We start from the raw sequence: 12,779 nt of genomic DNA, 5'->3' as shown, positions 1-12,779 counted from the left end.
GTGCCGAGGATCTGCCAGCGTCGCATAGAATCGATACGCAGCAGATGCTCGGGACAGGCCCGAGTATGACGAAGGTGAAGGTGTTAGTCACGAGCGCCCGCTCGCTGCGCGCCTTCATTACTTCCCCGAAGGCGATTGCCGGCGTACCTGAAATGTATGTTCAGGCCCGGGAAACGCCCCCGAGCGAACTTCATCGGCGTAGGCCGCCGCTGCTTCGGAGACCGTCGGGCCAAGATCGGCGAAACGCTTGACGAATTTCGGCTTGAAATCGGTGAAAAGGCCAAGCATGTCGTCGGAAACGAGCACCTGCCCATCGCAGGCCGGCGATGCGCCGATGCCAACCGTGGGCGCTGCGAGTTTTTCGGTCAGTTCGCGGGCGAGCGGCTCGACCGTGCCTTCCACGACGATGGCGAAGGCGCCCGCCTGATCCACCGCAATCGCATCGCGCCAGATATTCTGCGTTTCCGCATCCGAATGCCCGAGCGAACGGAAGCCGCCGGCGGTGTGCACCAGCTGCGGCATCAGCCCGACATGGCCGAATACCGGAATGCCGCGCGCCACCAGAAAGGCGATGGTCTCCGCCATTTCCTCGCCGCCTTCCAGCTTCACGCCATCGCAGCCGGTTTCCTGCATCAGCCGCACGGCATTGCGGAACGCCTGTTCCTTGGATTCCTGATAGGTTCCGAAGGGAAGATCGACGATGACGCAGGCATGTTCGACGCTGCGCATGACGGCGCGGCCATGGGCGATCATCATATCCAGCGTGACGCCGACGGTCGTATCCATTCCGTAAAGCACCATGCCGAGGGAATCGCCGACCAGGAGCAGATCGCAATGCGGATCGAGAAGGCGGGCAATCGGCGTGGTATAGGCGGTGAGGCAGACGATGCGCGCCCCGCCTTTCATCTGCCGGATGGAGGCCGTCGTCAGCCGCTTGTGTTTTCCATGGGCGCTCATTCGGCCGCCTCCCGTTGATTGATCCTGTCGCGCCCGATGACGCGGTTGTCGAGGAGCCTCGTGCTGCCGAGGCGCACGAACAGCGCCACCAGCACCGGTCCCGCCTGCAATGAAGCAACGGGGGCGAGCGTATCAGGATCACGCACCGCGACGACTTCCGGTGAGGCCAGCGGCTCGGCGGCGATGAATTTTTCTATGGCCGCCTCGAATGCGGCGGGGTCGTCGAAGCCCTCGCCATAAAGCCGTTCCGCTTCGTCCAGCGCGCGCGGCACGATCACGGCGGCGGCGCGTTCCGCTTGGCTCAGATAGACGTTACGCGAGGAGCAGGCCAGCCCATCCGCCTCGCGCACGGTGGCGACGGGAACGACCCTGACCGGCTGGGCAAGGTCCTCGACCATGCGGCGGATCAGCGTTACCTGCTGATAATCCTTCTCGCCGAAATAGGCGGCATCCGGCTGGACGAGGTTAAAAAGCTTGGTCACCACCGTTGCCACACCGGCGAAATGCCCCGGCCGCACCGCGCCTTCCAACTGGCTGCCCAGTTCGGGCACGTCCACGACGGTCTGCATTGGGCGCGGATACATCTCGGAGACTTCCGGTGCGAAAAGAATGTCGATGCCCGCCTCTTCCAGCAATGCGCTGTCGCGGGCGAGATCGCGGGGGTAACGGGCCAGATCCTCATTCGCACCGAATTGCAATGGGTTAACGAAGATCGAAACCACCGTCACATCGTTTTCCGCCTTGGATTGGGCAACAAGCGTCAGATGGCCGATATGGAGAAAGCCCATGGTCGGCACGAAGCCGATGGTTTTGCCCGCACGGCGAAAAGCGGCGGTGGCATCCCGCAATTCGGCGACGGTTTTTACAAGCTGCATGGGTCTCCTCCGGCTTCCCCGATCACCGCCCGGCGAAAGGTGCTGGATAGAACTCGATTTGCCGAACGGGGTCAACGGACGCACCGGGATTATATCGATTAACCCTATGACGGCTTTTAAGAAAACCGGTGCTCGAACAGATGACGGCGATCACTCCAACCAGAGCGGTTTCCTTTTTTCGGCAAAGGCCAATCGCCCCTCCCGCGCCTCGGTGCTGCCGCTGATCGTGGCGATGACGCTTTCGGCAAAGGCGAGCCGCTCGCTGGAGGGCATATCGCGCATTTTCAGCAACGCCGCTTTTCCGGCCGCGATGGCGCCCGGCGCATTCTGCCGCAACCGTGCGAGAACATCCTCGACCACGACATCGAGTTCGGCCGACGGGACGACCCGATTGACGAGGCCAAGGCGCTCCGCATCAGCGGCGTTTATCGCAGCGCCGAGATAGGCCATTTCCTGAAGCTGGCTAAGGGGAATCTTTGCCAGAAGCTTCGCCGCCACCATGGCCGGGAAAAGCCCGACGCGGACTTCCGGCAGGCCGAATTCGGCATTGTCGGCGGCATAGGCGAGATCGCAGGCGGCGACGAGGCCAAGCCCGCCGGCCAGAACCCGGCCGTTGATGCGGGCGATGACGGGCCTGTCGCAGCCCTCGATGGCACGCATCACATCGGCGATAGGGTTGGTTCCATCCCGCGAGAGGAACATGCCGCCGGCGCTTTCCTTCAGATCGGCCCCGGAGCAGAAGCTGCGGTCTCCCGCGGCCGTTATCACCACGGCGCGCAGGGCGTGGTTGCCAGATGCCGCGCGGATGGCCGTCGTCAGGGCGTCCGTCATCGCGGCATTCAAGGCATTGTGCACCTCCGGCCGGTTAAGCGTCAGCCAGAGAACGTCCTTGCGTCTTTCGCTCAGCAACTCATCCGCCATGCGCGTCACCCTCCTGTCTTGCCGCAAGCAGCGCCTTGCCGGCGCGGGCCGCATTCGGTCTGCCGAGATGCCGGCTGATCCAGTCTCCGGTTTTCGCCACCGCCATCAGGTCGATACCGGTTTTAATGCCAAGCCCCTGCAGCAGATAAACGACATCTTCGGTGGCGACATTGCCGCTGGCGCCCGGCGCAAAGGGGCAACCGCCCAGCCCGGCCAACGAACTGTCGAAGACAGAGATACCTTCATCAAGCGAGGCCAGAACATTGGCGACGCCCTGCCCATAGGTATCGTGGAAATGCATGGCGAGTTTTTCACGCGGGATGCGGGCAGACACCCGCTTGATGAGACTACGAATCTGGTCCGCCGTGCCGACGCCGATCGTATCGCCGAGCGAGATTTCGTAACAGCCCAGAGCGATAAGCGCTTCGGCCATCGCCGCCACCTCATCGGGTGCAACCGTACCGTCATAGGGGCAACCGGCTATGCAGGAGACGTAACCGCGCATGAGGATATTCCGGCCAGCCGAGACTGATGCGACATCGCGCAGGCGCTCGAGGCTTTCCGCACGCGAGCAGCCGATATTGTGCTGGCTGAACCCTTCGGATGCGGAGACGAAAACGGCGATTTCCGTCACGCCGGCATCAAGGGCGGCCTCGAAACCTTTCATATTGGGAACGAGCGCCGGATAGGCGGTGCCGGGTCGCCGTTCGAGGCCCTGGAACACCTCTTTCGAACCCGCCATTTGCGGCACTTTTTTGGGTGAGACGAAAGCACCCGCTTCCACCGCCGCCAATCCGGCTGCGGCCAGCCGTTCGATCAGCTCGATCTTGATGGCGGCTGGAACCTCGGCGCTTTCGTTCTGCAAGCCATCACGCGCGCCCACTTCGACGATTTTTACCTTTCGCGGCCAGCTCATCTCAGCCGCCCTCCGGCTCGAAATCCACCAGCACCGCACCGGCCGCGACCATATCGCCCTCAATGCAATTGATGGCCGTGACGGTGCCTTTCGCCGGTGCACGGATCGTGTGCTCCATTTTCATCGCCTCCATCACCACAAGCGCTTCGCCGGCCTCAACCGCAGCACCGTTGCTGCTCAGCAAGGCGCGGATGACGCCGGGCATGGGTGCTTCCAGACCGCCGGTATGGGGAGCGGAATCCGCGATATCGACGGGATCCGGCTGGCTGACACGATAGTGTTCGCCATCCAGAAAAAGCGTGTACCGGCCATCCTCTGCAAAGAAATAGCCCTGCCTTTTCCTGTCTTCCACGGTCGCACGGAATTTACCGTCATCCGAGAGGATGCCATGGGCGCGGATCGCCCGTCCGTCGATCTCCAGCGAAAAACCGTCCGCCTCATGTGTGACGCCGACGCCAAGCGGCTGGTTGTCAAACACGAAATACAGCGTTTCCCTTGCCGGCGCGTTGAGGCGGAAGGCGGCCGTCATGTTCCACGGGCTATGGGGATCGGCCTGTGAACTTGACTTTCCGTTTTTTTGCCGCGCAAGCAGCAGGCCAAGCGCGGCCATGGCTACCTCGTTCCCGTCCGTTGCTGCCGGAGCAAACAGCGCCGCTTCGTTACGGGCGATGAAACCGGTGTCGAGATCGGCGTTCGCAAAGGCCGCCAGTCCCGCAAGCCGCGTCAGAAAGGCGGCATTGCTGGTGACGCCGCAGATCGCCAGATTTTCGAGCGCCAACCGCAGACGTCGTACCGCCGAGGGGCGATCACGGTCCCAGACGATCAGCTTGGCGATCATCGGATCGTAATGCACGGTGATGGCGTCGCCGGCGCGGATGCCACTGTCGATCCTGACGTGAAGGCCCTGATCGGGAAAAACGAGATGGCTGATGGTGCCGATCGACGGCAGGAAATCATGCGCCGGGTCTTCGGCGTAAATCCGCGCCTCGATGGCATGGCCGTTTATGCTGAGTCCGGTCCAGTCTTCCGGTAGGGCCTCTCCGTTGGCGACGCGGATCTGCCATTCGACCAGGTCGAGACCGGTAATATATTCCGTCACCGGATGTTCGACCTGAAGCCTCGTATTCATTTCCATGAAATAGAAGTCGCCGGAAGGGTCGAGCAGGAATTCCACCGTTCCCGCGCCGCGATAATCGATGGCGCGGGCGGCGGCGACCGCCGCTTCATACATGCGCTTTCGAAGCGCATCGGGCAGGCCGGGGGCAGGGGCTTCCTCTATGACCTTCTGGTGCCGGCGCTGGATCGAGCAATCGCGCTCGAAAAGCGAAACACAATTGCCGTGGCCATCGGCAAAGACCTGCACTTCCACATGGCGCGGCCGCTCGAGATATTTTTCGATCAGCATGCGGTCATTGCCGAAAGCGGCCAGCGCTTCGCGTTTTGCGCCCGCAAGCTCCGCCGCGAAGTCGCGCTTTTGCCGGACGATACGCATACCCTTGCCGCCACCGCCGGCCGAGGCCTTGAGCAGAACGGGATAACCTATGGCGTCCGCTTCGTTGCCCAGCCGTTCCTGCGCCTGATCCTTACCGTGATAGCCGGGAACGACCGGAACACCGGCCTCTGCCATCAGCGCCTTTGCCTCGCTTTTTCCACCCATGGCGCGGATTGCCGCTGCCCGCGGGCCAATGAATACGAGATCGGCGGCGGCGCAGGCTTCGGCGAAGCCGGCATTTTCCGAAAGGAAACCGTAACCCGGATGAATGGCCTGCGCGCCGCAGGCTTTTGCGGCGGCGATGATTTTTTCGCCGTCGAGATAGGAGGCTCGCGCGGGTGCTGCGCCAATGGCGATGGCCTCGTCGGCAAGCGCCACATGCATGGCGTCACGGTCGGCGTCCGAATAGACTGCGACGGTGCGGATACCCATCTTGGCGGCGGTGCGGATGATGCGGCAGGCGATTTCGCCTCTGTTGGCGATCAGTATTTTCGAGAACATGGTCGCCTCACATCCTGAATATGCCGAAACGGGTGAGTTCTATAGGTGCATTGAGCGCGGCGGAAAGACCGAGACCGAGCACGAGGCGTGTATCCTTCGGGTCTATGATGCCATCGTCCCAAAGTCTGGCGCTTGCATAATAGGGATGACCCTCCCGCTCGTATTTTTCCCGGATCGGCTGTTTGAACGCCTCTTCCCCTTCCTTCGACCAGTGGCGGCCATCGGCCTCGATGCCGTCGCGGCGGATTTGCGCCAGAACCGATGCCGCCTGTTCGCCGCCCATCACGGAAATGCGGGCATTCGGCCACATCCACAAAAAGCGCGGTGAATAGGCCCGCCCGCACATGCCGTAATTGCCGGCCCCGAACGAGCCGCCGATGATGACGGTGAATTTCGGCACCCTTGCCGATGCGACGGCGGTGACGAGCTTGGCGCCATCCTTGGCGATACCGCCCGCCTCATAGGCCTTGCCGACCATGAAGCCGGTGATGTTTTGCAGGAAAACGAGGGGAATACCGCGCTGGCAGCAGAGTTCGATGAAATGTGTGCCTTTGAGCGCTGATTCCGAGAAAAGAATGCCGTTATTGGCGACGATGCCGACAGGATAGCCATGGATATGGGCGAAACCGCAGACCAAAGTCGTGCCGTAAAGCGCCTTGAACTCATCGAATTCGGAACCGTCCACCAGACGCGCGATGATCTCCCGCACTTCGAAGGGTTTTCGCGTATCGGCGGGTACGATGCCATAAAGTTCATCTGCCGGATAAAGCGGCTCCGCCGGCTCGCGAATATCCAGTTTCACCTGTTTGCGGCGGTTCAGCGTGGAAACGATCCGCCGGGTCAGCGCCAGCGCGTGGCGGTCGTCGTGGGCGTAATGATCGGTGACGCCCGATTGCCGCGAATGCACATCCGCGCCGCCCAGCTTTTCCGCACTCACCACCTCGCCGGTCGCGGCCTTCACCAGCGGCGGGCCGCCGAGAAAGATCGTGCCCTGATTTTTGACGATCACCGACTGGTCGCTCATTGCGGGCACATAAGCCCCGCCCGCCGTGCAACTGCCCATCACCACGGCGATTTGGGCGATGCCTTCCGCCGACATATTGGCCTGATTATAGAAGATGCGGCCGAAATGATCTCGGTCGGGAAACACCTCGTCCTGATTGGGCAGATTCGCGCCGCCGGAATCCACCAGATAGATGCAGGGCAGCCGGTTCTCCGTGGCGATCTCCTGTGCGCGCAGATGTTTCTTCACCGTCAGCGGATAGTAAGTGCCGCCTTTCACCGTCGCATCATTGGCGACGATCACACATTCCCGGCCCGAGACCCGGCCGATGCCGGTGACGATGCCAGCGGCGGGAACGGGTTCGTCATAGACCTCGTAAGCTGCAAATTGCGAAAATTCGAGGAATGGACTGCCGGGATCGAGAAGCGCTTCGATCCGGTCACGCGCCAGCAATTTGCCGCGGGAAAGATGCCGTTCACGGGCCTTGTCGCCGCCGCCTCTGGAGATTTTTTCGACGTGCTGCCGCAGGTCATCCACCAGACCCGACATGAATTCCACATTGGCGGCAAAGGTTGGATCGCGGTTCAGACTGGATGTTAGCTTCATCGCGTGTCCTCACCCGTTGCCCTTGACCAGTTCGCGGCCGATCAGCATCCGGCGGATTTCGCTGGTGCCCGCGCCGATTTCATAAAGCTTGGCGTCGCGCAGCAGCCGTCCGGCCGGGCTTTCATTGACATAGCCGGAGCCGCCGAGAAGCTGGATGGCATCCAGCGCCACCTGTGTCGCCCGTTCGGCGGCGAAGAGTATCGCGCCCGCCGCATCTTGCCTCGTGATGCGGCCGTTGTCACAGGCGCGGGCAACGGCATAGACATAGGCGCGCGATGCATTCATGGCCGAATAGATATCGGCGAGTTTGCCCTGCACCAGCTGGAATTCGCCGATCGGCTTGCCGAATTGCTTGCGCTCGCGGGCATAGGGCAGCACCAGATCGATAGCCGCCTGCATGATGCCGACCGGGCCTGCGGCCAGCACGGCGCGCTCGTAATCCAGCCCGCTCATCAGCACCGTCACGCCGTCATTCAAACGGCCGAGAATGTTCTCTTCCGGCACCTCGCAATCCTCGAAAACCAGTTCCGACGTGGGCGAGCCGCGCATGCCGAGCTTGTCGAGTTTCTGGGCCGGGCGAAACCCCTTGAAGCCTTTTTCGATCAGGAAGGCGGTGATGCCGCGCGGGCCGGCGGACATATCCGTCTTGGCGTAGACCACCAGCGTATCGGCCTCATGGCCATTGGTGATCCACATTTTCGCGCCGTTCAGCACATAGCGGTCGCCTCTGCGTTCCGCCTTCAGCCGCATCGACACGACATCCGAACCGGCTTCCGTCTCGCTCATGGCGAGCGAACCGACATGTTCACCGGAGACGAGTTTCGGCAGATATCTGTGCTTCTGCTCTTGCGTTCCCCAGCGGTGAATCTGGTTGATGCAGAGGTTCGAATGGGCGCCGTAGGAAAGGCCGATGGAAGCGGAAGCCCGGCTTATCTCTTCCATCGCGACGCAATGGGCGAGATAGCCCATGTCGGCACCGCCGAATTCTTCCGAAACGGTAATGCCGTGCAGGCCGAGCTGGCCCATTTCCGGCCAGAGCTTGCGTGGAAAACGGTCGTCGCGGTCGATCTCCGCCGCCAAAGGGGCGATTTTATCGTCTGCGAATGCGCTTGCGCTGTCGCGCAATGCTGCGATTTCCGGGCCGAGATCGGCATCGAAAATGGCGGCGAGGTTCAAACTCATCGCGTCTCCTCCTCCGGACGGCTTTTGCCGCCGTCCCTTTTGTCAGCAGCCGGCACCTCCTCCGCGCCGGCAACCCTCGATTACGGCGCGTCACCCCCGGTGAAGGCGGCGGAACGGCGCACGAATGTCTTGATGGCGAAATTGGACTGGATGCGCGACACGCCGGGAACCGTGGTCAGGAAATCCAGAAGTTCCTGATAATGCGGCAGATCCCGCACCATGGCGTGGATCAGATAATCCGAACTGCCGCTGGTCTGGTAACCGCCGACCACTTCGGGAATGGACGCGACATGGTGCTCGAAGGTCGTCAGCGCTTCCTTGATCTGCCGCTCCAGCGTGACGGAAATGAAGACGCCCATATTGCCGAGCAGCCGGTTCTCATCGAACACGGCGGTATAACCACGAATGATGCCTTCCTCTTCCAGCTTGCGCACGCGCCGCAGCGTCGGCGTGAAAGAAAGGCCTATCCGCGCCGCGAGATCGCGCCAGCTCACCCGCCCGTCATCGCCAAGCACATGCAGAATCTTCCGGTCGAAACTGTCGAGCTCAATCATGGATCATTTGCTCTATAATATGACTATTTATTGGATCAAAGATATCGCTAATCAAAAAACTGTCAATCAAAATAGCTTTGAAATGAATTCGAGTTGGTGATAGCGTTCATGTCAGTCGAGGTCTGGAGGAGATCTCGATGATGGTTGTTTTCTCAAGCGGGAGAATGGCCAAGGGAGGTGAATTTGGCTGTGCATGACCCTGTCGTGATCGTCGGGGCCGCCCGTACTGCTATGGGTGGGTTCCAGGGCGAATTCAAATCGGTGGCCGCGCCCGATCTCGGTGCGGCGGCGATCCGCGCGGCCGTCGAACGGGCTGCGGTTCCGCCTTCTGATATTGACGATGTGCTGATGGGCTGCGTGCTTACGGCCGGGCAGGGGCAGGCTCCGGCCAGACAGGCGGCCATTGCCGCCGGAATCCCTAACTCGGTTGGCGCGACGACCATCAACAAGATGTGCGGCTCTGGCATGAAAGCGATCATGCTGGGGCATGACCAGATTGCGGCGGGAAGCTCTTCCATCGTGCTTGCAGGGGGCATGGAAAGCATGAGCAATGCGCCCTATCTCCTGGACCGCGCCCGCAACGGCTATCGTCTCGGCCACGGCAAGCTCACCGACCACATGTTTCTGGATGGCCTGGAGGACGCCTATGACAAGGGCCGGCTGATGGGGACTTTCGCGGAAGATTGCGCCGAAGCTTACCAGTTCACCCGCGCCATGCAGGATGACTATGCGCTTACCTCGCTGGAGCGCGCCCGGCGTGCTATCGCTGAAGGGGCTTTCGAAGCGGAAATAGCGCCCGTCGCGGATATCTCGGTGGACGAGCAGCCGGGCAAGGCGAAGCCGGAAAAAATCTCGCAACTGAAGCCCGCCTTCCGCGATGGCGGAACGGTGACGGCTGCCAATTCCAGTTCGATTTCCGATGGTGCGGCCGCTCTCGTTCTCATGCGTCGCTCCGAAGCGGAAAGGCGGGGCCTTTCACCGCTGGCGACCGTTATCGGTCAAGCCTCCCATGCGGATGCACCCGCCGGATATCCAACGGCTCCCATCGGCGCGATGAAAAAGCTGTTCGAAAAAACCGGCTGGGCGGCGAAGGATGTCGATCTCTTCGAAATCAACGAGGCCTTTGCCGTGGTGGCGATGGCGGCGATGCGCGATCTCGATCTGCCGCATGACAAGGTGAATGTGCATGGCGGCGCCTGCGCGCTCGGCCATCCGATCGGCGCTTCCGGCGCGAGGATCGTCGTCACCCTGCTGGCCGCTTTGCAGAGTCATGGTTTGAAACGCGGCGTGGCCGCCGTCTGCATCGGCGGCGGTGAAGCAACCGCGCTCGGCATAGAGCGATATTAAGGGGAGGCGGCGATGATCCTGAACGGAGCCCAGCAGCAGATCAGGGACATGGCCCGCGATTTCGCCCGGGAGCGGCTTGCCCCCGGGGCTGCTTCGCGTGATCGGGAAAGCCGGTTTCCGAAAGACGAACTGAAGGAGATGGGAGACCTCGGCTTCCTTGGCATGCTTGTCTCCGAGGACTATGGCGGGTCGGAAACCGGTGCCGTCGCTTATGCCCTGGCGCTGGAGGAAATCGCCGCCGGTGATGGCGCCTGTTCCACCATCATGAGCGTCCATAATTCGGTTGGCTGCGTGCCGATCCTGAAATTCGGCACGGAAGACCAGAAACAGCGTTTCCTGCCGAAACTCGCTTCCGGCGAATGGATCGGCGGTTTTGCGCTGACCGAACCGCAGGCCGGTTCCGATGCGTCCAACCTCAAGACCCGCGCCCGGCGCGATGGCGACCGATACATTCTCGACGGCGCAAAGCAATTCATCACATCAGGCAAAAATGGTGATGTCGTCATCGTTTTTGCCGTTACCGATGCGGCGGCGGGCAAGAAGGGCATCACCGCCTTCATCGTGCCGACTGATACGCTGGGTTATGAGGTCATCCGGGTCGAGGAAAAGCTCGGGCTGCATTCTTCGGATACCTGCCAGATTGCCTTTACCGACATGGCGGTGCCGGCCGAATTGCGGCTGGGCGAAGAGGGGCAGGGTTATCGTATCGCGCTTGCCAATCTGGAAGGCGGGCGCATCGGCATCGCCGCGCAGGCGGTCGGCATGGCGCAGGCGGCTTTCGAGGCGGCGCGGGATTATGCCCGCGAGCGCAAGGCCTTCGGGCAGGCAATCATGGAGCATCAGGCGGTGGCGTTTCGCCTCGCGGACATGGCGACGCGCATTGAGGCGGCGCGGCAGCTGGTGCTGCATGCGGCGGCGCTGAAGGAAGCGGGTGAGCCCTGTCTTTCGGAGGCCTCGATGGCGAAACTTTTCGCTTCCGAAATGGCCGAGCGTGTCTGCTCGGACGCCATCCAGATTCACGGCGGTTACGGCTACATGGCGGATTATCCGGTGGAGCGGATCTATCGCGATGTGCGCATCTGCCAGATTTACGAGGGGACCAGCGATGTCCAGCGGATGGTGATCGCGCGGAACCTTTGAGAGTTGTTTCGCGGTCTGGAGGAGACCGCGACGGGAGGAGTAGAATGGATATAACCGAAACGCCACGTCTCAGCCTGCATGTTCCCGAACCTGCGGTGCGGCCCGGCGGGGAGCCGGATTTCTCCAATGTGAAAATACCCAAGGCCGGCTCGGTGCCGCGCCCGGAGGTTGACGCCGCGCCGGAAAGCATGCGCGATCTTGCCTATTCGATCATCCGCGTCCTCAATCATCAGGGCGAGGCCGTCGGACCCTGGGCCGGGCTGCTTTCGGATGAAGACTTGCTGATAGGCCTCAAAAACATGATGCGGCTTCGGGCTTTCGATGCGCGCATGCTGATGGCGCAGCGGCAGGGCAAGACCTCCTTTTATATGCAGCATCTGGGCGAGGAGGCGGTCAGTTGCGCCTTCCGCAAGGCGCTTTCCAAAGGCGACATGAATTTCCCGACCTACCGGCAGGCGGGTCTGCTGATCGCTGACGACTACCCGCTCGTCACCATGATGAACCAGATATATTCCAACGAACTGGATCCGCTACATGGGCGGCAGTTGCCGGTGCTTTATTCCTCGAAGGAGCATGGTTTCTTCACCGTCTCCGGCAATCTCGCCACGCAATATGTGCAGGCGGTTGGCTGGGCGATGGCGTCGGCCATCAAGGGCGATACGAAGGTCGCCGCAGCATGGATCGGTGACGGTTCGACGGCGGAGTCGGATTTTCACTCGGCGATGGTCTTTGCTTCCACCTACAAGGCCCCGGTGGTTCTCAATATCGTCAATAACCAATGGGCGATTTCCACCTTTCAGGGCATCGCGCGCGGCGGCTCCGGCACCTTTGCGGCGCGCGGCCTGGGTTTCGGCATTCCCGCACTGCGGGTCGACGGCAATGATTATCTCGCCGTTTATGCCGTGGCGCGCTGGGCGGTGGAACGGGCGCGCCGCAATCTCGGGCCGACGCTCATTGAATATGTGACTTATCGTGTCGGCGCCCATTCCACCTCGGACGACCCGAGCGCTTACCGCCCCAAGACGGAGTCTGAGGCATGGCCGCTGGGTGACCCGGTTCTGAGGCTCAAAAAACACCTCATCCTGCGCGGCGTCTGGTCGGAGGAACGGCACCGGCAGACGGAGGCGGAAATTGCCGATGAGGTGCTTGAGGCGCAGCGCGAGGCGGAAAGCCACGGTACGCTGCATGAAGGCAAAAAACCGCCGAAAAAGGATATTTTCGAAGGCGTTTACGCCGAGATGCCGCCGCATCTCGCCCGCCAGCGCCAGAAGGCAGGATGGTAAGA

The 12,779-nt window shown here is 61.7% G+C and carries 11 protein-coding genes; 3 read left to right on the top strand and 8 right to left on the bottom strand.

Annotated elements, in window-relative coordinates; translation table 11 throughout:
• Window positions 1-117: 117 nt before the first annotated feature.
• From panB to L904_RS24265, 8 genes are all read right to left on the bottom strand, one after another.
• A complete protein-coding gene (panB, locus tag L904_RS24300) occupies window positions 118-957 on the bottom strand; it encodes a 3-methyl-2-oxobutanoate hydroxymethyltransferase (protein WP_035262541.1) in 840 nt (279 codons plus the stop codon).
• A complete protein-coding gene (panC, locus tag L904_RS24295) occupies window positions 954-1,832 on the bottom strand; it encodes a pantoate--beta-alanine ligase (RefSeq protein ID WP_059762685.1) in 879 nt (292 codons plus the stop codon). Before panC ends, panB begins: the two co-directional genes overlap by 4 nt.
• A 150-nt stretch (window positions 1,833-1,982) precedes the next feature.
• Window positions 1,983-2,753 (bottom strand): enoyl-CoA hydratase-related protein, encoded by a 771-nt coding sequence (locus L904_RS24290; RefSeq protein WP_035259772.1) that lies wholly within the window; start codon window positions 2,751-2,753, stop codon window positions 1,983-1,985.
• Window positions 2,743-3,669, bottom strand: coding sequence for a hydroxymethylglutaryl-CoA lyase (locus L904_RS24285; RefSeq protein WP_035259775.1), 927 nt, complete (start codon window positions 3,667-3,669; stop codon window positions 2,743-2,745). The genes L904_RS24290 and L904_RS24285 overlap by 11 nt, the downstream gene beginning before the upstream one ends.
• A 1-nt stretch (window position 3,670) precedes the next feature.
• A complete protein-coding gene (locus L904_RS24280; protein WP_059762687.1) occupies window positions 3,671-5,662 on the bottom strand; it encodes an acetyl/propionyl/methylcrotonyl-CoA carboxylase subunit alpha in 1,992 nt (663 codons plus the stop codon).
• A gap of 7 nt (window positions 5,663-5,669) precedes the next feature.
• Window positions 5,670-7,271, bottom strand: coding sequence for a carboxyl transferase domain-containing protein (locus L904_RS24275; RefSeq protein WP_035259638.1), 1,602 nt, complete (start codon window positions 7,269-7,271; stop codon window positions 5,670-5,672).
• 9 nt (window positions 7,272-7,280) lie between these two features.
• The gene (locus L904_RS24270; protein WP_059762688.1) at window positions 7,281-8,453 is read right to left on the bottom strand and encodes an isovaleryl-CoA dehydrogenase; all 1,173 of its coding nucleotides are present in this window, start codon (window positions 8,451-8,453) and stop codon (window positions 7,281-7,283) included.
• A gap of 80 nt (window positions 8,454-8,533) precedes the next feature.
• On the bottom strand, window positions 8,534-9,007 hold the full coding sequence (locus L904_RS24265) for an Lrp/AsnC family transcriptional regulator (protein ID WP_035221263.1): 474 nt from the start codon (window positions 9,005-9,007) through the stop codon (window positions 8,534-8,536).
• 231 nt (window positions 9,008-9,238) lie between these two features.
• Between L904_RS24265 and L904_RS24260 the strand changes: the two genes are divergently transcribed.
• From L904_RS24260 to L904_RS24250, 3 genes are read left to right on the top strand one after another with little or no spacing between them, the layout of a single operon-like run.
• Complete coding sequence (locus L904_RS24260) at window positions 9,239-10,354, top strand: acetyl-CoA C-acyltransferase (protein ID WP_035260902.1); 1,116 nt, start codon at window positions 9,239-9,241, stop codon at window positions 10,352-10,354.
• A gap of 12 nt (window positions 10,355-10,366) precedes the next feature.
• Window positions 10,367-11,494, top strand: a complete 1,128-nt coding sequence (locus L904_RS24255; protein WP_035260887.1) for an acyl-CoA dehydrogenase family protein — start codon at window positions 10,367-10,369, stop codon at window positions 11,492-11,494.
• A 44-nt stretch (window positions 11,495-11,538) separates the two neighbouring features.
• The gene (locus L904_RS24250; RefSeq protein WP_035260889.1) at window positions 11,539-12,777 is read left to right on the top strand and encodes a 3-methyl-2-oxobutanoate dehydrogenase (2-methylpropanoyl-transferring) subunit alpha; all 1,239 of its coding nucleotides are present in this window, start codon (window positions 11,539-11,541) and stop codon (window positions 12,775-12,777) included.
• Window positions 12,778-12,779 lie beyond the last annotated feature (2 nt).

This window comes from Agrobacterium sp. LY4 (assembly GCF_001526585.1).
GTDB classification, from domain to species: Bacteria; Pseudomonadota; Alphaproteobacteria; order Rhizobiales; family Rhizobiaceae; genus Agrobacterium; species Agrobacterium leguminum.
Note: the sequence above shows the minus strand (reverse complement) of the source record. Positions and strands in the feature narration are given on the sequence as shown.